The organism is Alcaligenes sp. WGS1538, assembly GCF_043187505.1.
Lineage (GTDB): Bacteria > Pseudomonadota > Gammaproteobacteria > Burkholderiales > Burkholderiaceae_B > Alcaligenes.
The window spans coordinates 2,334,291-2,359,378 of record NZ_CP171109.1; the positions used below are offsets into that span (position 1 = coordinate 2,334,291).

20 protein-coding genes are annotated in these 25,088 nt (G+C 65.7%); 6 read left to right on the top strand and 14 right to left on the bottom strand.

Going from position 1 to position 25,088, the window contains the following annotated elements:
• Positions 1-7 precede the first annotated feature (7 nt).
• The gene (locus ACF3ND_RS10890; protein WP_394060322.1) at positions 8-1,210 is read left to right on the top strand and encodes a benzoate/H(+) symporter BenE family transporter; all 1,203 of its coding nucleotides are present in this window, start codon (positions 8-10) and stop codon (positions 1,208-1,210) included.
• Positions 1,211-1,331: 121 nt separating this feature from the next.
• On the top strand, positions 1,332-1,520 hold the full coding sequence (locus ACF3ND_RS10895) for a DUF3008 family protein (RefSeq protein WP_394060323.1): 189 nt from the start codon (positions 1,332-1,334) through the stop codon (positions 1,518-1,520).
• On the opposite strand, the gene ACF3ND_RS10900 is transcribed toward ACF3ND_RS10895, so the two are convergent.
• Positions 1,521-2,279, bottom strand: coding sequence for a LamB/YcsF family protein (locus tag ACF3ND_RS10900; RefSeq protein ID WP_394060325.1), 759 nt, complete (start codon positions 2,277-2,279; stop codon positions 1,521-1,523).
• A complete protein-coding gene (locus ACF3ND_RS10905; RefSeq protein WP_394060327.1) occupies positions 2,276-3,235 on the bottom strand; it encodes a LysR family transcriptional regulator in 960 nt (319 codons plus the stop codon). Before ACF3ND_RS10905 ends, ACF3ND_RS10900 begins: the two co-directional genes overlap by 4 nt.
• A 140-nt stretch (positions 3,236-3,375) precedes the next feature.
• Here ACF3ND_RS10905 and xdhA point away from each other — a divergent pair, with 140 nt between their 5' ends.
• Genes xdhA through guaD form a run of 4 tightly spaced genes read left to right on the top strand, consistent with a single transcriptional unit; the run spans position 3,376 to position 9,516 of the window.
• On the top strand, positions 3,376-4,875 hold the full coding sequence (gene xdhA, locus ACF3ND_RS10910) for a xanthine dehydrogenase small subunit (RefSeq protein ID WP_394060329.1): 1,500 nt from the start codon (positions 3,376-3,378) through the stop codon (positions 4,873-4,875).
• A complete protein-coding gene (xdhB, locus tag ACF3ND_RS10915) occupies positions 4,872-7,199 on the top strand; it encodes a xanthine dehydrogenase molybdopterin binding subunit (protein WP_394060331.1) in 2,328 nt (775 codons plus the stop codon). Before xdhA ends, xdhB begins: the two co-directional genes overlap by 4 nt.
• The gene (gene xdhC, locus ACF3ND_RS10920; protein ID WP_394060333.1) at positions 7,196-8,161 is read left to right on the top strand and encodes a xanthine dehydrogenase accessory protein XdhC; all 966 of its coding nucleotides are present in this window, start codon (positions 7,196-7,198) and stop codon (positions 8,159-8,161) included. The genes xdhB and xdhC overlap by 4 nt, the downstream gene beginning before the upstream one ends.
• A 29-nt stretch (positions 8,162-8,190) precedes the next feature.
• Positions 8,191-9,516, top strand: coding sequence for a guanine deaminase (gene guaD / locus ACF3ND_RS10925; protein WP_394060335.1), 1,326 nt, complete (start codon positions 8,191-8,193; stop codon positions 9,514-9,516).
• Here guaD and ACF3ND_RS10930 read toward each other — a convergent pair.
• The 12 genes from ACF3ND_RS10930 to hflX form a co-directional block, all read right to left on the bottom strand.
• Entirely contained in the window at positions 9,513-10,787 is a 1,275-nt protein-coding gene (locus ACF3ND_RS10930; protein WP_394060337.1) for a sensor histidine kinase, read from the bottom strand. The genes guaD and ACF3ND_RS10930 overlap by 4 nt on opposite strands.
• A gap of 4 nt (positions 10,788-10,791) precedes the next feature.
• Positions 10,792-11,493 (bottom strand): response regulator transcription factor, encoded by a 702-nt coding sequence (locus ACF3ND_RS10935; RefSeq protein ID WP_394060339.1) that lies wholly within the window; start codon positions 11,491-11,493, stop codon positions 10,792-10,794.
• Between the two features lie 302 nt (positions 11,494-11,795).
• Complete coding sequence (locus tag ACF3ND_RS10940; protein WP_394060341.1) at positions 11,796-13,070, bottom strand: sensor histidine kinase; 1,275 nt, start codon at positions 13,068-13,070, stop codon at positions 11,796-11,798.
• Positions 13,071-13,450: 380 nt separating this feature from the next.
• The gene (rpoD, locus tag ACF3ND_RS10945; RefSeq protein WP_394060343.1) at positions 13,451-15,673 is read right to left on the bottom strand and encodes an RNA polymerase sigma factor RpoD; all 2,223 of its coding nucleotides are present in this window, start codon (positions 15,671-15,673) and stop codon (positions 13,451-13,453) included.
• 259 nt (positions 15,674-15,932) lie between these two features.
• The gene (gene dnaG, locus ACF3ND_RS10950) at positions 15,933-17,942 is read right to left on the bottom strand and encodes a DNA primase (protein WP_394060345.1); all 2,010 of its coding nucleotides are present in this window, start codon (positions 17,940-17,942) and stop codon (positions 15,933-15,935) included.
• A complete protein-coding gene (gene rpsU, locus ACF3ND_RS10955; protein ID WP_266124966.1) occupies positions 17,939-18,151 on the bottom strand; it encodes a 30S ribosomal protein S21 in 213 nt (70 codons plus the stop codon). The genes dnaG and rpsU overlap by 4 nt, the downstream gene beginning before the upstream one ends.
• 248 nt (positions 18,152-18,399) lie before the next feature.
• Positions 18,400-18,945 (bottom strand): phosphoribosyltransferase, encoded by a 546-nt coding sequence (locus ACF3ND_RS10960; protein ID WP_394060348.1) that lies wholly within the window; start codon positions 18,943-18,945, stop codon positions 18,400-18,402.
• A 152-nt stretch (positions 18,946-19,097) separates the two neighbouring features.
• Positions 19,098-20,393, bottom strand: coding sequence for an adenylosuccinate synthase (locus ACF3ND_RS10965; RefSeq protein ID WP_394060350.1), 1,296 nt, complete (start codon positions 20,391-20,393; stop codon positions 19,098-19,100).
• Positions 20,394-20,468: 75 nt separating this feature from the next.
• The gene (locus ACF3ND_RS10970; RefSeq protein WP_394060352.1) at positions 20,469-21,626 is read right to left on the bottom strand and encodes an ATP phosphoribosyltransferase regulatory subunit; all 1,158 of its coding nucleotides are present in this window, start codon (positions 21,624-21,626) and stop codon (positions 20,469-20,471) included.
• Between the two features lie 172 nt (positions 21,627-21,798).
• Entirely contained in the window at positions 21,799-22,686 is an 888-nt protein-coding gene (hflC, locus tag ACF3ND_RS10975) for a protease modulator HflC (RefSeq protein WP_394065824.1), read from the bottom strand.
• A 9-nt stretch (positions 22,687-22,695) separates the two neighbouring features.
• Positions 22,696-24,012 (bottom strand): FtsH protease activity modulator HflK, encoded by a 1,317-nt coding sequence (hflK, locus tag ACF3ND_RS10980; RefSeq protein WP_394060354.1) that lies wholly within the window; start codon positions 24,010-24,012, stop codon positions 22,696-22,698.
• Entirely contained in the window at positions 23,996-25,084 is a 1,089-nt protein-coding gene (gene hflX / locus ACF3ND_RS10985) for a GTPase HflX (RefSeq protein ID WP_394060356.1), read from the bottom strand. The genes hflK and hflX overlap by 17 nt, the downstream gene beginning before the upstream one ends.
• Between the last annotated feature and the right edge of the window lie 4 nt (positions 25,085-25,088).

Below are 25,088 nucleotides of genomic sequence, written 5' to 3' on the forward strand. Positions count from 1 at the left end.
CGCCTCCATGTCCTCCACCCCCTCCTCCAGCCTGCCCCCCCTGCACCGCCTGCTGAGCTGGTTCCAGATCTCCCACATGTCCGCCGGCCTGATCGCCGTGCTGGTCGGCTACACCAGCTCGGCCGCCATCGTGTTCCAGGCCGCCCAGGCCGCCGGCGCCAGCACCGAGGAGCTGGGCTCCTGGATGTGGGCCATCGGCATAGGCCTGGGCTTTCTGTCCTGCGGCCTGTCGCTGCGCTACAAGATCCCCATCCTGACGGCCTGGTCCACGCCCGGCGCCGCCCTGCTGGCCACCGGGCTGGTCGGCCTGCCCATGTCGCAGGCCATCGGCATATTCCTGTTCTCCTCGCTGCTGACCACGCTGTGCGGCCTGACCGGCAGTTTCCAGAAACTGATGCAGTACATGCCGCGCAGCATAGCGGGCGCCATGCTGGGCGGCATCCTGCTGCGCTTCGGCCTGGACCTGTTCGGCGCCATGCAGACCCAATGGCTGATGTGCATCGCCATGTTCGCCGTGTTCCTGTTGGCGCGCCAGTGGTTCGCCCGCTATGCGGTTCCCCTGGCTCTGCTGTGCGGGGTGCTGATCGCCGCCCTGCAAGGGCTGCTGAAGGTGGAGGTGCTGAGCTGGACGCCGGCCACGCCCGTGTTCACCTGGCCCGAATTCTCCTGGACCGCGCTGCTGGGCGTGGGCATCCCCTTCTTCATCGTCACCATGAGCTCGCAGAACGTGCCCGGCGTGGCCGTGCTCAAGGCGCACAACTATGACGCGCCCAACTCCACCGTCATCAGCTGGACCGGCATCATGGGCCTGATCCTGGGGCCCTTCGGCGGCTACGCCTACAATCTGGCGGCCATCAGCGCGGCCCTGTGCATGACCCCCGAGGTGGACCCCGATCCGCGCCAGCGCTACCGGGCCAGCGTCTGGGCCGGGCTCTTCTATTTTGCGGGGGGAATCTTCGGGGCCACGGTGGTCAGCCTGTTCGCCGCCTTTCCGACAGAACTGATCGCGGCCATCGCCGGCCTGGCGCTGCTGGGCACCATAGGCAACAGCATCCATATGGCGCTGGAAGCGCCTGATACGCGCGATGCCGCCCTGGTCACTTTCCTGACGACGGCCTCGGGCATGAGCCTGCTGAACATAGGCAGCGCCTTCTGGGGCCTGGTGTTCGGCATGGCCATCTACTTGATTCAAAAACGCAAGCCGGCCTGATCCCGGCCCTGCGCGAACAGGGCCAAACACGGCAAACAACGCTCACAATTGCTTGCCCGCGGCGCGGCGCTTCTTGGCATGCTGTCCACACTGCCTGAACTGTTCGACAAGGAGGACGCTCATGCCCGCCCAATCCCAAGCCCAGCAGAAGGCCGCCGGCGCAGCCTTGGCGGCCAAGCGCGGCGAGACCAGCCCATCCAGCCTGAAGGGCGCCGCCCGCGAGATGTACGACAGCATGACCGAAAAAGAGCTGGAGGAACTGGCCAGCACCGACACCGCGCGCAAGAACCTGCCCGAACACAAGGACTGATCAGACCGCCTGCACGCCTATGCCGCGCTCCTGGAAGGCGGCATGCAGGCGGCGCGCAAAATCGGCCGCATCCGGCTGGTCGCCATGCAGGCACAGGGTATCGGCCTTGAGCTCGACGAGCTCGCCCGACAGGCAGGTGACCTGGCCCTGTTCCACCATCTGCAGCACCTGCCGCACGGACTGCTCCGCATCGGTGATCATGGCGCCCGGCTGCTGGCGCGGCGTGAGGCTGCCGTCGGGCTGGTAGCTGCGGTCGGCGAACACTTCCTGAGCCACGGCCAGGCCGGCGTCCAGGCCCGCCTGCACCTGCACGCTGCCGGCCAGCGCATAGAGCACCAGGCCGGGGTCCACGTCCGCCACGGCGCGGGCGACCGCCTGCGCCAGGGCGGGATCGCGCGCCGCCATGTTGTACAGGGCGCCGTGCGCCTTTACATGATGCAGGGAGCCGCCCTGCGAACGCGCCACGGCGGCCAGCGCCCCCACCTGCACCACGACCAGGTCGTAGGCATCCTGCGGCGTCACGGCCATGACCCGGCGGCCGAAGCCGGCCAAGTCGGGCAAGCCCGGGTGGGCGCCCACGCGCACGCCGTGCTCCAGCGCCAGCGCCACGGTGCGACGCATGGTGGCCGGATCGCCGGCATGAAAGCCGCAGGCGATGTTCACGGACGACACCCAGGGCATGACGTCCGGGTCATGCCCCATGGTCCAGGCGCCGAAGCTCTCGCCCATGTCGCAATTCAGATCGATGTAGTGTTTCATTTCGTCAGCTCTCCCGCGCCGTTCGGAATCAATGTCCCGCCCAGCCGATTGGCGGCCTCCGCGATGCAGCGCCGGAACCAGAGCAGTTCGGCGGCATGATGCGTGCGCGGATGCCAGAGCTGGTAGAAACGCATGGCCGGGAAGCTCACCGGACAGGGCAGCACGGCGATGGGCAGCAGACGCGCATAATACTCCGCGAATTGCCGGTTGGTGGTGAAAACCATGTCGGTGCGGCACAGTATGCCCGGCACCAGGCCGAAGTACGGTACCACCATCTGCACCACGCGGCTGATGCCCTGCTCGGCCAGGCAGCCGTCGATGAACCCCTGCTTCTCGGACACGTGCACGGACGGCGCCAGGTGGGGCATCTCCAGGTAGTGCTGCAGGGAAAGCCCGCGCTGGGCCAGCGGATGCTGGCGACCGAGCATGCACACCACTTCGTCGTCGAACAGGCGCGCCAGATGCAGCTTCTCGGGCGGCTCCAGCCAGTTGCCGATGACCACGTCCAGTTCTCCTTCCTCCAGGGCCTGCACGTAGTCCAGGTCCGGGCTGATGGGGTGCACCACCAGCCGGGCCTGCGGCGCCTGGCGGCGCACGCGCTCGGCGATGTCGGGAATGAAGGAGCCGTCCAGGTAGTCCGGCGCCCCCAGATTGAACACGCGCGTGGACAGCGCCGGGTCATGCGGCTCGGCGGCGGTGGAGATGCGCTCGATGGCCTGCAGGGCCTCGGTGGCGTTGCGCAGCAGTTCCTGGCCGCGCTCGGTGGGCACCATGCCTTTCTTGCCGCGCAGCAGTATGGCGTCGCCCGTGATTTCCCGCAGCCGCCGCAAGGCGTTGCTCACGGCCGGCTGGGACATGCCCAGGCGGATGGCGGTGCGCGAAACGCTGTGTTCCTTGAGCAGCGACTGCAAGACCTTGAGTAGATGAAGATCCAATTGTTCTCGTAGTTTTGGCATGGCGTATGTAGTGTCCTCCGCCGTCATGGTAGATGCGACTGGACAGGCATGGGCAAAAATAGTGAACATCATCCCAAGCGAATGTCCGAGCCCAGGGCTAATGCTATCTTGGGCAGGTAAGAAACCAGCCGAGTGAGACCATGGAGACAAGACCCATTCGTTTTATTTATCGCGGTCAGGTGCAGGAAGTGACCCAGGCCCCCGCGACGCGAACCGTTTTACAGTATATACGCGAGGACCTGCACTGCACCGGCACCAAGGAAGGATGCGCTGAAGGCGACTGCGGCGCCTGCACGGTCATGGTCGGCGAACTGGGCGGCGACGGCCGCCTGCAACTGCGCGCCGTGAACGCCTGTATCCAGTTGCTGCCCACCCTGGACGGCAAGGTGCTGTACACCGTGGAAGACCTGCGCCAGGACGACGGCAGCCTGCATCCGGTGCAACAGGCCATGGTGGACCTGCACGGGGCCCAGTGCGGCTTTTGCACGCCCGGCTTCATCATGTCCCTGTGGGGCCTGTACCTGTCGCACCCGCATGACGCCCCCCCGCCCTCGCGCGAACAGATCGACGACGTGCTCTCGGGCAATCTGTGCCGCTGCACCGGCTACCGCCCCATCATCGACGCCGCCCAGGCCATGCACCGCTACCCGGCCGCGCAATTCGACCGCGCCGCCGTGGAGAAGCAGCTGCAGGCCATCCAGTCCGACGGCATGCTGGCCTACCAGTATCAGGGCCAGACCTTCCATGCGCCGCGCACCCTGGATGAACTTGCGCGGCTGCGCGAGCAATACCCCGAAGCGCGCATCCTGGCCGGCAGCACCGACATAGGCCTGTGGGTCACCAAGCAGTTCCGCGACCTGCCCCACCTGATCTACATCGGACGCGTGGCCGAGCTGCGCGAACTGGCGCCCACCGCCGACAATGACCTTTACATCGGCGCCGGCGTGCTGCTGAACGACGCCTTCGACGCCCTGGTCAAGGACCATCCCGAACTGACCGAGCTGCGCCAGCGCTTTGCCTCCTTCCCCATCCGCAATGCGGGCACCCTGGGCGGCAACGTGGCCAACGGATCGCCCATCGGCGACTCCATGCCCGCCCTGATCGCGCTGCGCGCCCGCGTGGTGCTGCGCAAGGGCGAGCGGGTGCGCATGCTGCCGCTGGAAGATCTGTATCTGGCCTACCAGAAGACCGCCATGGAACCGGGCGAATTCGTGCAGGGCCTGCTGGTGCCGCGCGACAAGTCCGGCTGGCAGTTCCGCACCTACAAGCTGTCCAAGCGCTTTGACCAGGACATCTCCGCCGTCTGCGCCGCCTTCGCCATCGAGCTGGACGGCGGTCGCGTGCGCAGTGCGCGCATCGCCTTCGGCGGCATGGCCGCCACGCCCAAGCGGGCCGCCCTGGCCGAACAGGCGCTGCAGGGCCAGGACTGGGACGAAGCCCGGGTACAGGCCGCCATGCAGGCCCTGGAACAGGATTACCAGCCGCTGAGCGACATGCGCGCCAGCAGCGAGTACCGCAGCCAGGCCGCCGCCAACCTGCTGTACCGCTTCTTCCTGGAAACCCGTCCCGAAAACGCTCTGAGCGCGGCGCAACTGAATGTCTTCACCCGGGCGCAGGCCAGCCTGGAGGCACAACCATGAAAATCGAATCCAGCGAACTGATGAACAGCAGCACCCCCGAGCGCGTGGGCGTGTCTTTCCTGCACGAGTCGGCCGACCTGCACGTGACCGGTGCAGCCACCTATACGGACGACATCCCTGAGCTGCAGGGCACCGTGCACGTGGCCCTGGGCCTGTCCCAGAAAGCCCATGCGCGACTGCTGAACGTGAACCTGGACGCCGTGCGCCAGGCGCCGGGCGTCATCGCCGTGCTGACCGTGGCGGACATCCCGGCCGAGAACAATTGCGGCCCCATCATCCACGACGACCCCATTCTGGCCGACGGCGTGGTGCACTACGTGGGCCAGCCCATCTATGCCGTGGTCGCCGCCTCGCACGACCAGGCGCGCCGCGCCGCGCGCCTGGGCCAGGTGGAGTATGAGGAACTGCCCGCCATCCTGACGCCCCAGCAGGCCAAGCAGGCGCAAGCCGGCGTGCTGCCGCCCATGCACCTGAGCCAGGGCGATGCCGAGCGCGCGCTGCAATCCGCGCCCCACCGCCTCAAGGGCACATTCCAGTGCAACGGTCAGGAACAGTTCTACCTGGAAGGCCAGATCTCCTATGCCGTGCCCAAAGAGTACGGCGCCGTGCACGTCTGGTGCTCCACCCAGCACCCCTCCGAGATGCAGCAGCTCATCGCCCATGCGCTGGGCGTGGGCGCGCACAAGGTCCAGGTGGAATGCCGGCGCATGGGCGGAGGCTTCGGCGGCAAGGAATCCCAGTCGGCCCTGTACGCCTGCCTGTCCAGCATCTGTGCGGTGCGCCTGCAGCGTCCGGTCAAGCTGCGCCTGGACCGCGACGACGACTTCATGATCACCGGCAAGCGCCACGGCTTCTACTACGAATACGACATCGGCTACGACGACGAGGGCCGCCTGCTGGGCGCACGCCTGGACATGACCGCCAATGCCGGCTTCTCGGCCGACCTGTCCGGCCCGGTGGCCACGCGCGCCATCTGCCACTTCGACAACGCCTACTATCTGTCGGACGTGGAGATGAGTGCCCTGTGCGGCCGCACCAACACCCAGTCCAACACGGCCTTTCGCGGCTTCGGCGGCCCGCAGGGCGCGCTGATGATGGAAGTCGCCCTGGACGCCATCGCACGCCGTCTGGGCAAGGATCCGCTGGACGTGCGCCGGCTGAACTTCTACGGCAAGAACGAGCGCAACGTCACTCCCTACGATCAGGTCGTCGAAGACAACGTGATCCATGAACTGGTGGCCGAGCTGGAGGCCAGCAGCGACTACCGCGAACGCCGCCGTCAGGTGCAGGCCTTCAATGCCGCCAGCCCCGTGCTGAAGAAGGGCCTGGCCCTCACGCCCGTCAAGTTCGGCATCTCCTTCAACGTCCCCGCCTTCAACCAGGCCGGCGCGCTGGTGCACGTCTACCGGGACGGCACGGTGCTGGTCAACCACGGCGGCACCGAAATGGGCCAGGGCTTGAATACCAAGGTGGCCCAGGTCGTGGCGCATGAACTGGGACTGAACCTGGACCAGGTGCGCGTCACCGCCACCGACACGAGCAAGGTGGCCAACACCTCGGCCACGGCCGCCTCCACCGGCACCGACCTGAACGGCAAGGCGGCCCAGGACGCCGCGGCCCAGATCCGCCGGCGCCTGGTGGACGTGGCCGCCCAGGCCTTCGGCGTGGATCAGGACCAGGTTCGCCTGGCGAACGGCCTGGTGCAGGTGGCCGGACAGACCCTGCCCTTCTTCGAACTGGTCGAGAAAGCCTATCAGGCGCGCGTCCAGCTCTGGTCGGACGGCTTCTACGCCACGCCCGGACTGCACTGGGACTCCAAGCGCATGAAGGGCCATCCCTTCTACTACTTCTCCTACGGTGCGGCCGTGGCCGAAGTCATCATCGACACGCTGACGGGCGAATCCCGCCTGCTGCGCGCCGACGTGCTGCACGACGTGGGCCAGTCCATCAATCCGGCCCTGGACATCGGCCAGGTCGAAGGCGCCTTCATCCAGGGCATGGGCTGGCTGACCAGTGAAGAACTGGTCTGGAACGCCCAGGGCAAGCTGACCACGCATGCGCCGTCCACCTACAAGATCCCGGCCATCAGCGACTGTCCTACGGACTTCCGCGTGCAGTTGTTCCAGAACCGCAACGCCATGGACTCCATCCACCGCTCCAAGGCGGTGGGCGAGCCGCCCCTGCTGCTGCCCTTCAGCGTGTTCAACGCCATCCGCGACGCCGTGGCCAGCGTGGCCGACTATCGCCGCGAACCGGAACTGAACGCGCCGGCCACGCCCGAGGCCATCCTGCGGGCGGTCACTGGATTGCGTCGCGCGCAATGACGAACTGGCCCTCTGTCGCGCTGGCCCGCTTGCGGGCCGGCGAACGGCTGGTGCTGTGCTCGGTGGCCGAGGCCAAGGGCTCCACGCCGCGCACGGCGGGCACCGCCATGCTGTTCAGCCAGGATGGACAATGGCTGACCATAGGCGGCGGCCACCTGGAATGGGTGGCCGGCGAACAGGCCCGGGCCTTGCTGGCCCAGGACGACGCGCCAGCCTGGTTCCTGAGCCGCCTGCCGCTGGGCCCTAGCCTGGGTCAATGCTGCGGCGGCGTGGTCACGCTGCTGCACGAAATTCTGGAACCGGCCGACCTGGACTGGATCGAAGCGCTGGACGCGGCCTTGCGTGCGGGCCAGCCTGCCAGCCGCCTGTCGCATCTGCTGCCTGCCGGACAACGGCGCGTGCAGGTCCGTCCGGACTCCTGCGCCGGCTCGCGGCTCGAGCGCCAGGACGACCAGGGGCTGTGGCAGGAAGACCTGCCTCCCGCACCCATGACCATCCTGCTGTTTGGCGCCGGGCACGTGGGCGAAGCCCTGGTTCAGATACTGGGCACCCTGCCCTGCCGCGTGCTCTGGATCGATGAGCGCGAAGACGCCTTCCCGGCCAGCGTGCCGGACAATGTCAGCATCGAGGCCACGGACATCCCGGACGCCCTGATCGAACAGGCGCCGCCCGACAGCTACTTCCTGGTGATGACGCACAGCCACGCGCTGGACCTGGAGCTGTGCCAGAAGATCCTGCGCCGCCTGGATACCGCCTACGTGGGCCTGATCGGCTCCATGACCAAGCGCCGCCAGTTCGAGCGGCGCCTGCAACAGCGCGGCCTGCCCAGCGCCCGCGTGCAGGAACTGGTCTGCCCCATCGGCGTGCCCGACATCACCGGCAAGGCTCCCTCCGTGATCGCCGTGGCGGTCGCCGCCGAACTGCTGGGCTATGCCTATCGCCTGGGCCAGCTGAGCCGCTGATCCCCCTTATTCTGCTCTCGAGGATAAAAATGACGAACCACGATACGACCGCCTGTGCCTACCGCGCGCAACTGCTGTACTTTGTGGCCGATCCCGCCTGCCTGGAGGATCCCTCCGAGGCCATGCGCTACTACAGCGACGGCCTGCTGCTGGTCAATGCCCAGGGGCGGATCGAGGCTTGCGGCGACTACGCCCGCTTGGCGGACTCGCTGCCCGCCGACGTGCGCCTGGTCGATCTGCGCGGCAAGCTGATCATGCCCGGCCTGATCGACACGCACCTGCATTTCCCGCAGACCGACATGATTGCTTCGCCCTCGCCCGGCCTGCTGCCCTGGCTGGAGAACTACACCTTCCCCACCGAAAGGCGCTTTGAAGACAAGAGCCACGCCGATGAAGTGGCCGGCGTATTCCTGGACGAGCTGCTGCGCAACGGCACCACCACCGCCCTGGTCTACGGCAGCGTCCACCCCGAATCCGTGGATGCCTTTTTCGAAGAAAGCCACCGCCGCAACCTGCGCATGATCGCCGGCAAGGTCATGATGGATCGCAATTGCCCCGAATACCTGCGGGACACGGCCGAATCAGGCGCGCGCGAATCCGAAGACCTGCTCCGCCGCTGGCATGGCAAAGGCCGCCAGATGTACGCGCTGACGCCGCGCTTCGCCCCCACCTCCACGCCCGAACAGCTGGCCGCCTGCGGCGAGCTGGCGCGCGCCTACCCGGACGTCTTCATGCAGACGCACGTGGCGGAAAACAAGGACGAAGTAAAATGGGTCAGCGAGCTCTTCCCCAAGAGCCGCAGCTACCTGGATGTGTACGACAGCTTCGGCCTGCTGCGCCCGCGCGCCGTGTACGGCCACAGCATCTGGCTGGATGAGCAGGACCGCGCCCGCCTGCACGAGACCGGCAGCGTGGCGGCCCACTGCCCCACGTCCAACCTGTTCCTGTCCAGCGGGGTATTCGATTTCGTGGCCATGCGCCAGAGCGGCGTGCTGCACACGCTGGCTACCGACGTGGGCGGCGGCACCTCTTTCTCGATGCTGCGCACCATGAATGAAGCCCACAAGGTCGCCCGTCTGGGCGGCTGGCACCTGACGGCGGCCGCCATGTTCTACCTGGCTACCGAAGGCACCGCGCGCGCCCTGGACATGCAAGGACAGATCGGCACCCTGGCGCCCGGCGCGGAAGCGGATTTCATCGTGCTCGATCCTCAGTGCACGCCGCTGATCGCGCGCCGCAGCTCCCTGCTGGACTCCCTGGAGGAGCAATTGTTCGTCCTGGCCATGCTGGGCGACGACCGCTGCATCAGCGCCACCTACAGCGCCGGCCGCCGGGTGCACCAGCGCGACGCCTAGGCGGGATCCAGATCCAGCCTGAATACGCAGCCCGCGCCCCGCGGGCCGGGCTGCACCGTCAGGCTCCAGCCCTGCGCCAGCGCCAGCTGGCGCGCAAGAGCCAGGCCTATTCCCCTGTGTCCCTGTTCACGCGAACCATGGGGCAATTGCCGGCCGCGGCTGAAGTGCCGCTCGAAGATCAGCGCCTGATCCTGGACGGCGATGCCCGGACCGTCATCCCCCACTTCCAGCACCGCAGGCTCCTTCCAGGCGACCCATAATTCGCACGGCGCGGCGTGATCGACGGCGTTGCGCATCAGGATGCGCAGGAGCATGGACAAGGCGTAGGCGTCATCCTGCCGACGCACGGTATCGGGAATGCGATTGCTCCAGCGGACCTGTTCGCTGCCCGCATCCAGCAAGGCCACCGCCTGCCAGGTCTGTTCGGCCAGCTCGCTCACCTGGATCTCGCGCAAATGCCGCGCCGCCGTATAGGCCAGGTTCTCGGCCGCGTCCAGGCTGGCACAGACCGCATCGGCCTGGACCATCATGCGCTGCAGGCGCTGCTGGGCGGGCCCTTCGGGCAATTGCAACAGCAACAGTTCGCAATCGCTGCGGATGGCCGCCAGGCCGGTGCGCAGCTCATGGCCCAGATTGGCCGCAAATTCGCGTTCGTGGGTCAGCAGTTCCTCGACCTGCTCCTGCATGCGGTTGAAGGCCCGTATCAGGCGCCCCGCCTCATCGTCCTGGCGTTCAGGCAGGCCGGAGCGGCCCGGCGCCCAGTTTTCCAGATGCCGCGACAGAATCTGCATGGGCGCCACGGCCCGGCGCGCCACCCGACGCGAAAAAAGAAATACCAGCAAGATGGCCATCGCGCCGATCAGCGCCAGAGTCAGGCCGAACTGCCGGACGCGCCGCTCGTGCGGGGTTGCCCGGTACACCAGGTACAGGCGGCCCTGGGCGCTGTCCTGGCGCAGCACATGCCAGGTGTCCTCGCCTTTTTCAAACTCGTGCAGGCCGGGCTGAACGGCCTGTGCAAAGGCCGGCAAGCCGGACAGCGGCTGCCCCTGCGCGAACCAGTAGCTGTCCAGCTCGGAACCCAGCGCCTCGCTGCGATCATACGCGCTATCGGGCAGCAAGGCTGGATTGCGCGCATAGGACATCAGCATGGCGTTGACCATCTCGTCTTCCATGCGGGCGAAGGCGGCGTAGGCCAGGCCGCCCACGACGAGGACCAGCGCTGCCGCGATCAGCGTCAGCGCCCAGGACACCCGCTGCGTCAGCGTGCTCATGAATCTAGGCCTTCTCAGCCCCCTGAACATCCTCGTCTTCCTTTTCCAGCCGCCAGCCCAGGCCGGGAAGCGTTTCGATATTGCCGGCCCCGGCCTCGGTCAAGGCGCGGCGCAACAGATGGATCTGGCTGCGCAGGGCTTCGGGAGACGGCGCGCCCTCCGGCCAGAGCGTCTTTTCCAGCGCGCGCCGCGTGACGATGGCGCCCGGTTCGCGCAGCAGTGCCTCCAGGACCTGGCGGGTCTTGAAGCTCAGGTGCAGGTCCTGCCCGGCCACGCTCACCAGCGCCGTGTCCAGATTGTATTCCAGCACGCCCCAGCGCAAGGAGCCATGCTGGACCTGAGACGGGCCGCGCCGCAGCAAGGCTCGCAGGCGCGCTTCCACTTCCGCCAGGGCAAAGGGTTTGACCAGATAATCGTCCGCGCCCAGGTCGAACGCGGTCAGTTTGCTTTCCAGCTGGCTGCGCGCGGTCAGTACCAGGATGGGGATGGGCGCCCTGCCGGACTTGCGCAAGGCCTGCAGCACGCCGAAGCCGTCCAGCCCCGGCAGTCCCAGGTCCAGCACCATGGCGTCGAAGTCCAGCTCCTGCAGCAGGCCGAGCGCCCCGTTGCCGTCGTAAGCGGCATCCACCACAAAGCCCTTCAGCTCCAGGTAAGTGTAAAGGTTCTCGGCAATGGTCGTATCGTTTTCAACTATGAGTACACGCATGACAAAAAATGTTCCGCAAGGGTTGTGGTGCGGCCGTTCGGACTGGTCGCCGAAAGCCTCGGCAAGACAGACGCAACAAAATGGGCACCCAACCATGAGCCTGGGCCCGCCGAGCCAAATTGAAAACCGGCCGGATCACGACATACGGACAGAGCAAGGCATTAGGGTGTATCAGGAAGAAGCGTCGGACAAGATGTTTTCTGGCCGACATCGGCGGCGAACCGGAACTGACTCGTCGCAGACAGGGGCACTGTAGCGGCGACAGCGTAAAAATCGCGTCAAATGATTTCCCGGACCGCGATTCAGTCCAGTGCGAGGTAGAAGCGGGTGCCGCGCTGCGCTCCCTGGGTATCGGACTGCACCTGCAGGGTCCAGCCATGGTAGAGGCAGATCTGGCGCACGATATCCAGCCCCAGGCCGCGCCGGCCGGTCTGCGGAGAAGACCGGCCGCCCTGGTGATAATGGCGCTCGAACAGGCGCTCGAGCCGCTCTGCGGGGATGCCCTGGCCATTGTCCCGGAACAGCAGCGTGCCGGGCCCGGGCGAGCTGACCGTCACCTCCGTCGCCTGGGCGTGATCGACCGCATTCTGCAGGAGATTGCGCATCACCACCAGCAGGGCCGACGGATCCAGGCCGAGCTGCATCTGCTCAGGCACCTCGTTGCGGAAATGCGGCAGGCCCTTGTCCGCCCGGGCCGACAGGGAATGCCAGGCATCGTCCACGTAACGCGCCAGCCAGCACCACTGTTTGTGGGAGCTGCCGATCGAAGCCAGGTTCTGTGCGCTCTGCAAGCCCGCGGCGGCGATGTCGGCCTGGCGGATGATGTTTTCCAGACGGGCCTGGCCGCCCTCCTGCCCGGTGAGCAGCAGCATCTCCGCTTCGCTGCGGATGGCGCACAGCGCCGTATTCAGCTCGTGCCCCAGGTTCAGGGCCATTTCCCGCTCTTCGTAGAGCTCTTCTTCCAGGCGGCTTTGCATCACATTGAAGGCGCTGAGCAGGCGTCCCATTTCATTGTCGTTGGCCACCTGATACTGGTGCTGCCCGCCGCTGCGCTGGCTCAGCATCTGCACCAGTCGGATGATGGGCCCGGAAGCCAGCGCGGCCAGATGCCCGGCGGTCACCCACGCCATCAACAGACAGAACGTCATGCAGGCCAGGATCAACAGGCCGAACTCGGTCTGGCGCTGACGGAAGGATTCGGAATTGACAGCCATGATCACGCGTCCGTCGGAGCGGTCCGTCACGCGCACCCGCCATTGCTGCTGGCGCCAGCTCGCCTCGTGGTCACCCGCCGGCAAGCCGGCGAATTCGGATGGCACGCCTGCCTGCTCCGCTTGCGAACCGGCCATGAACCAAGCCAGGTGCGTGTGCGGCTGGTCCAGCGCCAGCGCTCCGCTGCGTGTGGGATTCATGGAGCCCACCTGCTCGGCCACGTCCTCGAGCTGCTCGCCCAGCACGTTATCCTTCAGGTAGCCGAAAGCCAGATAGGAACCGGCTCCCAATACCAGCACCATGACCATCAGGGACAGGCTCATGGCCCACTGGATGCGATGCGTGACGGAGCTGGTCGCGATCATGTCCTCGGCTCCTGATGTTCGGAAATGGATGGCTTCATGTCTGAAATGCGAAAAGCGACCGGCCGGCCCCTGGCTGGGTGAACCAGAGCAGCGGCAGGTCCCGGCGGAAGATGCGCCCGTTGTAGCATGGCGTCCGGCTCCCAGCCAGTGAATTTTTCGTAATGTGTTCATGACCGCTCCCCGGGACTTTCACCTGCTCGCGCAGGCGCGCCCGGGCGTCGAAAAATGCCTTGCAACATACCATGCGGAACGTGAAATCCATGCAACGCCCTTGTTGAAGGGCCCGCCATGTCCGCCTTGTCGGCACCCGCCTCCTGCGGGCGGCCATGAAAAAACCCGGCCGCCAGGGCCGGGTTTTCAGGGCTGGGCCAGCAATCGGATTACTGGCTTTCCAGGAAGCTCTTGAGCTTGTCCGCGCGGCTGGGATGACGCAGCTTGCGCAGGGCCTTGGCTTCTATCTGACGGATACGCTCGCGCGTGACGTCAAACTGCTTGCCCACTTCCTCCAGGGTCTGGTCCGTGCTCATCTCGATGCCGAAACGCATGCGCAGCACCTTGGCTTCGCGAGGCGTCAGGGAATCCAGCACATCCTTCACCACTTCACGCATGGAGCCATGCAGGGCCGAGTCCGAGGGCGACACCGTGTTGTTGTCCTCGATGAAATCGCCCAGGTGGGAATCATCGTCGTCTCCGATCGGCGTTTCCATGGAGATGGGCTCCTTGGCGATCTTCAGGATCTTGCGAACCTTGTCCTCGGGCATGTCCATCTTCAGGGCCAGGGTGGCGGGATCGGGCTCGACGCCGGTTTCCTGCAGGATCTGGCGGTTGATCCGATTCATCTTGTTGATGGTCTCGATCATGTGCACCGGGATGCGGATCGTGCGGGCCTGGTCCGCGATGGAGCGCGTGATGGCCTGGCGGATCCACCAGGTGGCGTAGGTCGAGAACTTGTAGCCGCGACGGTACTCGAACTTGTCCACGGCCTTCATCAGGCCGATGTTGCCTTCCTGGATCAGGTCCAGGAACTGCAGGCCGCGGTTCGTGTACTTCTTGGCGATGGAGATCACCAGACGCAGGTTGGCCTCGGTCATTTCGCGCTTGGCCTTGCGGGCCTTGGCCTCGCCGGTGGTCATGCGCTTGTTGACTTCCTTCAGGTCCTTCAGAGGCAGCACCACGCTGGTCTGCAGGTCGATCAGCTTCTGCTGGATCTCCTGGATCGCGGGGATGTGGCGCTCCAGGATGGCGCTGTAGGGATGGCCTGCATTGACCTCGTCCACCACCCAGTTCAGGTTGGTCTCGTTGCCGGGGAAGGCCTTGATGAAGTGGGCGCGCGGCATGTCGGCGCGTTCCACACAGATGTTCAGGATCTCGCGCTCGTGCTGGCGCACCACCGCCACCTGCTCGCGCATGGTGTCGGCCAGCTTCTCCACCATCTTGGCGGTGAAGCGGATGCCCATGAATTCGTTCAGGATGGTTTCCTGGGCCTGCACGTAGCCGGGGCTCTTGTAGCCTTCGGTCTCGAAGGCGACGCGCATCTTGTCGAACCATTCGCCGATGATGTCGAACTTCTTGAGCGACTTGTTGCGCAGGTATTCGATCTGCTTGCTGCTCATGCCGCCGGCCGGACCTTCGTCCTCGTCCTCGGCGGACACGCCCGAGCCCGCGTACTCTTCGCCCTCGTCGTCCACCAGTCCGTCCACGACCTCGTCGATCTGGATCACGCCTTCGCGCACGCGCTGCACGTAGGTCAGGATCTCGTTGACCGTCGTCGGGCATGCGGCGATCGCCATGACCATGTGCTTGAGGCCGTCCTCGATGCGCTTGGCGATCTCGATCTCGCCTTCGCGGGTCAGCAGCTCGACCGAGCCCATTTCACGCATGTACATGCGCACGGGGTCGGTGGTGCGGCCGAAATCCGAATCCACGGTGGTCAGCGCGGCCTCGGCCTCGTCCTCGACGTCGTCGTCGCTGGAGGCCATGGGCGCGTTGTCGCTCATGAGCAGGGTGTCGGCGTCGGGCGCCTGGTCGTAGACCGAGATGCCCATGTCGCTGAACGTGCCGATGATGCCGTCGATGGCCTCGACGTCCACCAGGTCGTCGGGCAGATGGTCGTTGATCTCGCCGTAGGTCAGGTAGCCGCGGTCCTTGCCCAGCTTGATCAGGGCCTTGAGGCGGTTGCGGCGGGCTTCCTGCTCTTCGGGACTCAGCTGGCCACGCACGCCGAACACGTCTTTTTCGGCCTTGGCGCGCTTGGCGCCGCGCTTGGCCGCCGGCTTGAGTTCGGGGATGATCTCTTCGTCGCCCATGTCGTCGTCGTCGACGAAATCGATGCCGTCGTTGTTGGCGTTCTTGGCGGGACGCCCGCGACGGCCGCCGCCGGCGGCCTTGGCCGCCGTCTTCTTGGCGGCGGCTTTCTTGGCTACGGTTTTCTTGGCGGCGGCCTTCTTGGCCGCCTTCCTGGCAGGCGCTGCACCTGGTTCCCCATCCTCGAGGAAATCATCGAGGTCTACCGAGCTCGAGGACCCTGATTTTGCCGTCGCGGCCAGGGTTTTCTTGCCAGACCGAGAGACCGTCGCCGAGGTTTTACCAGTCGTTTGAGTCATAATTTCTTCCATAGACGCCAATTACCCCTGTGGTACCAATATGTAGCCACCGAGTCGTACAGGCCAGAACCTGATGATGCGTGCGCCCCCATCCGCCCGGCTCCTGGGCGTGCCGCGCAAGCGAACCCTGCGTGATTTAATCCCTGGCTCATCGGCTCAAGGCATGATGTGGTTCGCAACCCGCTGCCCGCCGCATTTGCCCGCGCGCCAGGACACGAAATCCTGGCCGGATGCAAACACAACACATAAACCTAATATTTTACTTCACTTGCCGAGTATAAGCAGCATTCAACAAAGCAATGCGGCGTGTCAACTCTTGATAACGCTGACGTTGCTCGGGCTCGCGCAGGCCCGTTTCCACCAGGGAAGACTGCTCGGCCTTGATCGCATCCAGCTCGATCCGATGCAAGGCGTCGCGCCACTCCCCCTGCGGGTCGGGCAATTCGTCCTCGCCCAGCAGTTCCGTGGCCAGGGACTGCAGCACAGGGGCCAGGTCCGAATCCGGATCCACCGCCTCCAGCAAGGCGCCGGCGTGCCGCGCGGCGCTGATGTTGGTCAGGGCGATCAACTCCTGTACAAGACGCAGATGGGGACTCTGGGCAAGGATTTCAAGCTGCTGGTCCCCCAGGCTGCCCACCAGCGCCGGATGGGCGATCAACAGGCGCAGCAGGCGCTTGGCCATGGGCGTGACGGCCCGGCTGCCCATGACGGGCGCCGCGCCCTGGCGCGACTTGCCCTTGCGATCGCCGCGCCAGGCGCCGCGCTCGCGCGGCTGCGCCGGCGCTTCCTGCCAGCCCTGCGGCTCCTGCCAGTGCTCCATGGGCATGCTGTCCGCGAAGGAGGCATCGAAGCCTTCGAAACCGTCGTCGAACGGCGCCGGCCCCGCCTGCGCCGACGGGGGCTCGGAGGCCACCGGCGGGCGGGCCACCAGGCCGTCCTGCGCCGGCGGCCTGTCCGCCGCCGGCCGGCGCGGCGGCTCCACCGTGCTGAGCCGCTGCGCCAGCTCGTCGGGAGTCAGCAGCACCATGCGGGCGAATTCGTGCTGGATCTGGACCTTGAGCGTGCTGTCGGCCAGCTCCAGCAGCATGGGCAGGGCCTCGTGCACGCAGGCGGCGCGCCCTTCGGCCTCGTCCATGCGATGGCGCGAGGCCAGTTCATCCAGGAAGAAACGCGACAAGGCATAGGCCTCCTGGGCCTGGTCGCGAAAGGCCTGCGCGCCGTGCTCGCGCACGTAGGAATCCGGATCATGCTTGTCCGGCAGGAACATGAAGCGGATGGAGACGTCGTCGCGCACCAGCGGCAGGCAGGTGTTGAGCGCGCGCCACGCGGCCTTGCGACCGGCCGCATCGCCGTCGAAGCAGAACACCAGCCGGTCGCTGGCGCGCATCAGCTTGGTGATGTGGTGCTCGGTCGTGGCCGTGCCCAGCGTGGCCACCGCGTTGTGCAGTCCGTGCTGGGACAGCGCCACCACGTCCATATAGCCTTCCACGATCAGGACAAAGCCTTCCTTGCGTATGCCCTGGCGCCCTTCCCATAGGCCGTAGAGTTCGTGGCCCTTGGAGAACAGCGTGGTTTCCGGCGAATTCAGGTATTTGGGTTCGCCTTTTTCGATCAGGCGGCCGCCAAAGCCGATGATGTTGCCCTTGGCGTTGCGGATCGGAAACATGATCCGTGAACGGAAGCGGTCATAGCGCCGTCCGTCCTCGGACTCGATCACCAGGCCGGACTCGACCAGCTGATTGTCTTCGTATTGCGGAAAGACCGCGGCCAGACCCCGGCGCTCCGTCCCCGTCCAGCCCAGCCCGAAACGCGCTGCGGTCTCTCCGTCCAGGCCTCGGCGCTTGAGGTAGTCGATGGCGATGGGCGATTGCTTGAGCTGGCGCAGGTAATGCGCCTGGGCGGCTTCGAGGATATGATGCTGGCGCGTCAGCTCGTCCTTGCGGCGGGCGTCGGCGGCGCGCTGGCGCGGGGAGCGCTGCGCTTCGGGTACGGTCATGCCGACAGTGGCGGCCAGGCTGCGCACTGCCTCGGGGAACGAGGCCCCCGTATGCTCCATCAGGAACGATATGGCTGACCCATGGGCTCCGCAACCGAAGCAATGATAGAACTGCTTGGTGGGACTGACCGTGAAGGAGGGAGATTTCTCGTTGTGAAAAGGGCATAGGCCAAGCAAGTTGGCCCCGCCTTTGCGCAACTGCACATATCGCCCGACGACATCGACGACATCGACACGGGCGAGCAGTTCCTGAACAAAAGATTCAGGGATCAATACAAGCGTGGAGGCAGCTGCTGGCTACGGATGCGTTTGTAGTGACGCTTCACGGCGGCAGCGTGCTTGCGCTTACGCTCGGCCGTTGGTTTTTCGTAGAATTCACGCGAACGCAGTTCGGTCAGCAGACCGGTTTTTTCGATCGTGCGCTTAAAGCGACGCAGGGCAACCTCGAAAGGCTCGTTTTCTTTCAGGCGAACAATAGGCATGTAATCCCTAGCCTTGTAAATTAAAGGGTTAGCGTAAACAGATAGCCCAAAATCATAGCACGATTGCCGGCCACGGCCAAGCAACGTGTCATTGGGCTATCCACCGGATGTCTGGATTGAAGGACCCGGGCCTTTGGCCGGAGTCCTTCGCCACGATGCAGGGGCGCTTGCAGCGCCACATCAATCTGGCCCCTGCGCCGCCCCGGCCGGATACGGCGAGGTTTGCGCAAGGACGTGTGGTCGTGGACTCAGGCCTGGCTGATACCCTTGCGGATCCAGGCCTCGAGTTGATGGGGACGAATGCTATCGTAGTCCTCAAAGGGCTGGTGAATCCAGGGATTTGTCGGCAATTTGGCCACATAGTAGTCCGGCTCCACCTGGGCGTGGCCTTTCCACCACAAAACCGCCGTTTTCAGTTCGGTGATGGCGGGAAATTGCGAGCGCAGGTGATCACGCACGCGCATGAAGGTCTTGCCCGTATCGACCATGTCGTCGACCAGCAGGACATTGCCGTCCAGCGTGCCGCGCGTGATGGTGATGTACTGCGCGATGTCCAGATCGCCCTGCTGCGTGCCGGCCGCCTCGCGATAGCTGCTGGTGGCCAGAATGCCCAGGGGCACGTCGTAAATGCGCGATATGACATCCCCCACTCGCATCCCGCCCCGAGCCAGGCAGACGATTTTGTCGAATTTCCAGCCGGACTCGTGAATGCTCAGGGCCAGTCGCTCGATCAGGCGATTGTACTGGTCCCAGGAAACCCACTCATCAGTATCGGTATTTGGGGGCAGACTCATATGTATTCCAGGTATAGATGCAATGGCTGCGCGTCTAACACCTGCAAGGAGAGTCTGGGCAGGCCGCGCAGCGTCCAGAACGACAAAGCGGCCCAAGGGCCGCTTTGTACGCACCGTACAACGGTGCAAGGCATTATACCGCGAGAATGCGCTTATTTGGTGAACGGATCGCGCAGCACGATGGTCTCATTGCGATCAGGGCCGGTGGAGACCATGTCGATCGGCACGTCGCAGATCTCGGCGATGCGCTCCAGGTAGCGGCGCGCATTGATGGGCAGCTTGTCGTAGTCGGTCACGCCCACGGTGGACTCGGTCCAGCCGGGCATCTCCTCCAGGACGGGTTCGGCTTCGGCCACGGCATGCGCACCGTAGGGCAGCACGTCCAGAAACTCGCCCTTGTAGCGGTAGCCCACGCCTATCTTGATCTGTTCCACGCCGTCCAGCACGTCCAGCTTGGTGATGCACAGGCCGGAAATGCCGTTGATCATGACCGAGCGCTTCATGGCCGCGCCGTCGAACCAGCCGCAGCGGCGGGGACGGCCCGTGACCGACCCGAATTCCTTGCCGACGGTGGCCAGGCGCATGCCGGTGTCGTCCAGCAGTTCGGTCGGGAACGGGCCCGAGCCCACGCGCGTGGTGTAGGACTTGGCGATGCCCAGCACGTAGCTCAGCTCCTGCGGCCCCACGCCTGCGCCGGCGGACGCCGCGCCCGACAGGCAGTTGCTGCTGGTGACGAAGGGGTAGGTGCCGTGGTCGATGTCCAGCAGCGCGCCCTGCGCGCCTTCGAACAGCAATTTCTGGCCGGCCTTCTTGGCCAGGTACAGATTGTTGGAGACGTCCGCCACCATGGGAGCGAGCTGCTCGGCATGCGCCATGGCCAGATCGCGCACCTGCTGGGCGGAGACGGGTTCGGCGCCCAGGTACTGGGTCAGCACGAAGTTGTGGTAGTCCAGGACTTCGGCCAGTTTTTCGTCGAAGATGGCCGGGTCGTAAAGGTCCTGCACGCGCAGCGCGCGGCGCGCCACCTTGTCCTCGTAGGCCGGGCCGATGCCGCGGCCCGTGGTGCCGATCTTGCCGTCGCCCTTGCGCTTTTCGCGGGCCTGGTCCACGGCGATGTGGTAGGGCAGGATCAGCGGGCAGGCGGGGGAGATCTGCAGGCGCGAGCGCACATCCAGGCCGGCCGCTTCCAGTTCGCCGATCTCGGTCAGCAGGGCTTCGGGCGAGAGCACCACGCCATTGCCGATGTAGCAGGTGACGTGCGCGTGCATGATGCCCGAGGGAATCAGGCGCAGAATGGTTTTCTTGCCGTTGATCCACAGCGTATGGCCGGCGTTGTGGCCGCCCTGGAAGCGGACCACGCCGTGCGCGGATTCGGCCAGCCAGTCGACGATCTTGCCTTTGCCTTCGTCACCCCACTGGGTGCCGATCACCACAATGTTTTTGCTCATGTCTAGTATCAGAATTAAAGGAGGCCGGCACCGTGCCGGACCGAGAACAATCACCTGCGCAGCAAGCCGCCCGGCTTACAGCGCCCTAAGCTGCCATTGACCGTCCAGCAAGACGAGCTCGCGGTCGATCACGAATTCATCCAGGCTGGGCTCCTGACCGGGCAACATCTGGATGACGATTTCGCCGCTCTGGCGCAAGCGCTTGAGCGCCTCAATCAGGTCGGGCTGATTACCCCATGGCGCCCGGACGGCGCGCGCGGCCTGCGCCGGCGGCAGGCCGGCGGACAGCTTGCGCAAGTCCAGACTGAAACCGGTGGCGGGACGCGCCCGCCCATACAGCCGGCCGATGCCGTCGAAGCGGCCGCCGCGCACCAGCGCGTCGTGCCAGCCTTCCGCATAGACCGAGAACACCAGGCCGGAATGATAGCCGTAGCCGCTGCCGATATCCGCCAGGTCCACGGTGATCTCGTGGCCGGGCAAGGCGTCGATCAGGGTGCGCAGGCTGCCCAGCGCCTCGCGCACCTCGGGCGCGTCCGGCAGCAGGCCGCGGGCACGCTCCAGCACGTCGGCGCCGCCGTACAGCGAGGTCAGGGCCAGCAGGTAGCGCGTGCTCTCGGGCAGGCAGCCCGACTCGCGGCCCAGGGCATGGATGCCCGAAACGTCCTTGGCATTGAGCAGATCGCAGACTTCCGCGGCGCGCGGCTTGAGCACGGGGTCGCGTTCGATCAGGAAGCGCCCCAGGCCGGGATAGTTCAGGTCCAGGCGGGGATGGTGCACCCCTGCCCGGCCCACGCTGGCCAGCGCCAGTTGAATCACTTCCAGGTCGGATTCCACGCCGGCATGGCCGAAGATCTCGGCGCCGATCTGCAGCAGCTCGCGGTCGGACAGCAGGCCGGCCGGGCGGGCATGCAGCACCGAACCGCAATAGCACAGGCGCGTGACGCCCTCACGATTGAGCAGGTGGGCGTCGATGCGCGCCACCTGCGGGGTCATGTCGGCGCGCACACCCATGGTGCGGCCCGAAATCTGGTCCACGACCTTGCTGGTGCGCAGGTTCAGGTCCGTGCCGGACACGGCCTGCAGGGACTCCAGGTATTCCACCAGCGGAGGGGCGACCAGCTCGAAACCGTAGGTGCGATACAAGTCCAGCAGATTGCGGCGCAGCTCTTCGATGCGGCGCGCCTCGGCAGGCAGGATATCGGCCAGGCTCTCTGGCAACAACCAATTGGACATACGAATGCCTCGGACTACTTGATAGACGAAAGTTCCAGCCAAACAAAAAGCGACTTGGGGCTTGTAAGCCGCCCAAGTCGCCTGCGAAGTGGTGTTAGTAACTTACACGGTAGTATAAACGATCAGGGCCGCCGGGGGAACACCCGGCGGCCCTGAAGGTTCCTGGCGCGGATCAGCGTCCCGCCGGGGCCGGCTCGTTCGGCTTGCTCCAGTAATTGAAGAAGTCCGAATCGGGGCTGATGACCAGCGTGTCGCTCTGTTTGCCGAAGGCGCCGCGATAGGCCTCGAGGCTGCGGTAGAAGCGGTAGAACTCGGGGTTCTTGCCGTAGGCCTGGGCGTAGATGGAAGCGGCTTGTCCGTCACCCTCGCCGCGGATCGTCTGGGCCTGGGCATAGGCGTCGGCCAGCAGTTCCTCGCGCTGGCGCTCGGCCTCGGCGCGGATGCGTTCGCTTTCGGCCGCGCCGGTGGCGCGCAGGCGGTTGGCTTCCTGAGTGCGCTCGGCTTCCATGCGCCGGTACACGGATTCGGAAATCTCCGGCGCGAAGTCGATGCGGCGCAGGCGCACGTCCACCACTTCCACGCCCAGCGGACGGGCGCGGGCTTCCACGGCCGTCAGCACTTCGCGCATGATGGCGTCGCGTTGCGTGGAAACCACTTCCTTGACGGTGCGCACGTTGACCGAGGCGTTCAAGGCGTCGCGGATCTGGGCCTGCAGACGCTCGACCGCGCCGCGGTCGCTGGCGCCGAAGGTCACGTAGAACTGGCGCGGGTCGGAAATGCGCCATTTGACATAGGAGTCGATCAGCAGGTTCTTCTTCTCCGCGGTCTGGATGCGTTCCGGATCCTTGGTCTCGATGGTCTGCAGGCGCTTGTCCAGGAAGACCACGTTCTCGAACGGCGGGGGCAATTTGAAATAGAGGCCGGGGCTGGTGATGGTGCCGCGCACTTCGCCCAGGGCGAAGACCAGCGCCGCATCGCGCTCACGCACGATGAACACGGACGACAGCAGCAGACCGATGATCACCGCCAGGGCCACCAGAGCAGGAAATAAACGTTGCATCATGCTCTCCTAGCGTGCGTATGGGGAATAGGGGCTGACCAGCGAACCCAGCGAAGTGTCCATGCCGGCCGGATTGCTGACCGCCGGCGCCTTGGGCGGCGCCGCCGGAGCCGGACGGCTGGGCTGGCTCTGGGAGGCCGCGGCCGCCGCGGCCGGAGTGGAAGGCTCCACGCCGGGCTGGCTGCCCACCTGACGCACGATCTTGTCCAAAGGCAGGTAGATCATGTTGTTGTCGCTGCGGGTGTCGACCAGCACCTTGCTGGTGCGCTCCAGGATTTCCTGGACCGTGGACAGGTACAGACGGTCGCGCGTGACGCCGGGCGCCTTCACGTATTCCGCTTCCACGCTGGCAAAGCGCGCGGTGTCGCCCTTGGCATCGCCCACGACGCGGGCCTTGTAGCCCTCGGATTCCTGCAGCATGCGGGCAACCTGGCCGGCCGCCTCGGGCAGGACCTTGTTGGCGTAGGCCTGGCCTTCGTTGATCTGGCGCTCGCGGTCCTGGCCGGCCTTGACGGCGTCGTCGAAGGCGGCCTGCACCTGCTCGGGAGGCTGCACGTTCTGGATGGCCACCGTGCTGATCTGGATGCCGGTGCGATAACGGTCCAGGATGGACTGGGCCAGTTGCTGCACATCGGCGGCGATCTGCGTACGGCCCGAATACAGCACCGAATCCATGGGCTGCTTGCCCACGATCTCGCGCATGGCGGTCTCGGCGGCCTGGCGCACGGCCTCGTCGGGATTGTTGGTGTTGAACAGGTAGTCCGGCGCGCCGTTGGGCAGCAGGCGGTACTGAACCACGTACTGCATGTCCACGATGTTCTCGTCCGTGGTCAGCATGAGCGATTCAGGCAGCACCTTGTTGCGGGCGTTGCCGCGATAGCCGACTTCGAACGTGCGCAACTGGGAGATGTTGACGGTCTGGTGATCTTCGATGGGATTGGGCCAGCGCCATTGCAGGCCGGGGTTCAGCGTCTTGATGTATTCGCCGAAACGCGTGACCACGGCCACCTGCCCTTCCTGGACGATGGTGAAGCCGCTGGCCAGCCACAGGCCCACGACCACCACGCCGCCGATGACCAGCAGCTTGGGCGAGCCCTTGGGCATGGAAGGGCCGCCGGCGCCGGGCGGCATGCCGCCCGGAGGGGAGCGGCGTCCCTTGCGTCCGAACATGGAACCCAGGCGGTTGTTGAAATCGCGCCATACCTCGTCGAGATCAGGCGGGCCATCTTGTTTCTCGGGGCGGCGAGGCGGCTCGGAACCATTCTTGCCGTTGTCTCGCCCCCAACCGGGATCATTGAGATTGAATATTTTATTGTTCAGACGCATTGTTTTCCGCGAAGTGACCTGATTCGACGATTGCCGTACGCAATCCATCCAATCCGATGCGCTCGAGAGCGCTAACAAAGACTCGGGCAATAGTACCATGTTCATCCCGCTCCACCCGCGGCTCGTAGCCCGCCTGGTCGATTTTGTTGTAGACCAGGATGCGCGGGATTTCATGCGCGCCGATGTCCTCCAGCACCTTGTGCACTTCGGCTATCTGCTCGTCGCGCTGCGGACTGGCCGCATCCACGACATGCAGCAGCAGGTCGGCGTGCACGGTTTCCTCCAGCGTGGCGCGGAAGGCCGCGATCAGGGTGGGCGGCAGGTCGCGTATGAAGCCGACGGTGTCGGAAATGACCACCTGCCCCGCCCCTTCGATCCAGACGCGCCGGGTCGTGGTGTCCAGCGTGGCGAACAGCTGGTCGGCCGCATAGGCCTGGGCGCGGGTCAGGGCGTTGAATAGCGTGGACTTGCCGGCGTTGGTATAGCCCACCAGCGAGACCGACAGCGTATCGCCGCGCGAGCGGGCGCGCCGCTGCGTGCCGCGTTGCCGCTGGACCCTGGCCAGGCGTTCGCGCAGGGTGCGCACCTTGGCGCCGATCATGCGGCGGTCCATCTCGAGCTGGGATTCGCCGGGGCCGCGCATACCTATGCCGCCGCGCTGACGCTCCAGGTGGGTCCACATGCGCGTCAGGCGCGAGGACAGATGCTGCAGCTGGGCCAGCTCGACCTGCAGCTTGCCTTCATGGCTTTGCGCGCGCAAGGCGAAGATGTCCAGGATGAGGGCGACGCGATCCACGACGCGCAGTTCGAACTTGCGCTCCAGGTTGCGCTGCTGGGCGGGGGTGAGGGCCTGGTCGAAGAGGATGACCTGGGCGCCGGCCGCCTTGGCCAGGGCCACGGCCTCGTCCAGTTTGCCGGTGCCGATGAAATAGGCGGGATCGGGCCGGGCGCGGCGCACGATCAGCATCTCGACGATATCGGCGCCGGCGCCTTCGGCCAGCATGACGAATTCTTCGGAATGCGCCTGGAAGTCCAGCTCCCCCATGTCGACGCTGATGACAAGGGCTTTCATGGGA

Bases quoted from the DNA above. Each gene is read 5' to 3' on its own strand.
- rpsU (WP_266124966.1), bottom strand. From the start codon at position 18,151: ATGCCTATTGTTCGCCTGAAAGAAAACGAGCCTTTCGAGGTTGCCCTG.
- ACF3ND_RS10905 (WP_394060327.1), bottom strand. From the start codon at position 3,235: ATGCCAAAACTACGAGAACAATTGGATCTTCATCTACTCAAGGTCTTG.
- ACF3ND_RS10895 (WP_394060323.1), top strand. From the start codon at position 1,332: ATGCCCGCCCAATCCCAAGCCCAGCAGAAGGCCGCCGGCGCAGCCTTG.
- ACF3ND_RS10900 (WP_394060325.1), bottom strand. From the start codon at position 2,279: ATGAAACACTACATCGATCTGAATTGCGACATGGGCGAGAGCTTCGGC.
- ACF3ND_RS10935 (WP_394060339.1), bottom strand. From the start codon at position 11,493: ATGCGTGTACTCATAGTTGAAAACGATACGACCATTGCCGAGAACCTT.
- ACF3ND_RS10890 (WP_394060322.1), top strand. From the start codon at position 8: ATGTCCTCCACCCCCTCCTCCAGCCTGCCCCCCCTGCACCGCCTGCTG.
- hflK (WP_394060354.1), bottom strand. From the start codon at position 24,012: ATGCGTCTGAACAATAAAATATTCAATCTCAATGATCCCGGTTGGGGG.
- ACF3ND_RS10940 (WP_394060341.1), bottom strand. From the start codon at position 13,070: ATGATCGCGACCAGCTCCGTCACGCATCGCATCCAGTGGGCCATGAGC.
- ACF3ND_RS10970 (WP_394060352.1), bottom strand. From the start codon at position 21,626: ATGTCCAATTGGTTGTTGCCAGAGAGCCTGGCCGATATCCTGCCTGCC.
- xdhB (WP_394060331.1), top strand. From the start codon at position 4,872: ATGAAAATCGAATCCAGCGAACTGATGAACAGCAGCACCCCCGAGCGC.
- ACF3ND_RS10930 (WP_394060337.1), bottom strand. From the start codon at position 10,787: ATGAGCACGCTGACGCAGCGGGTGTCCTGGGCGCTGACGCTGATCGCG.
- rpoD (WP_394060343.1), bottom strand. From the start codon at position 15,673: ATGACTCAAACGACTGGTAAAACCTCGGCGACGGTCTCTCGGTCTGGC.
- hflC (WP_394065824.1), bottom strand. From the start codon at position 22,686: ATGCAACGTTTATTTCCTGCTCTGGTGGCCCTGGCGGTGATCATCGGT.
- xdhC (WP_394060333.1), top strand. From the start codon at position 7,196: ATGACGAACTGGCCCTCTGTCGCGCTGGCCCGCTTGCGGGCCGGCGAA.
- guaD (WP_394060335.1), top strand. From the start codon at position 8,191: ATGACGAACCACGATACGACCGCCTGTGCCTACCGCGCGCAACTGCTG.
- hflX (WP_394060356.1), bottom strand. From the start codon at position 25,084: ATGAAAGCCCTTGTCATCAGCGTCGACATGGGGGAGCTGGACTTCCAG.
- xdhA (WP_394060329.1), top strand. From the start codon at position 3,376: ATGGAGACAAGACCCATTCGTTTTATTTATCGCGGTCAGGTGCAGGAA.
- ACF3ND_RS10960 (WP_394060348.1), bottom strand. From the start codon at position 18,945: ATGAGTCTGCCCCCAAATACCGATACTGATGAGTGGGTTTCCTGGGAC.
- ACF3ND_RS10965 (WP_394060350.1), bottom strand. From the start codon at position 20,393: ATGAGCAAAAACATTGTGGTGATCGGCACCCAGTGGGGTGACGAAGGC.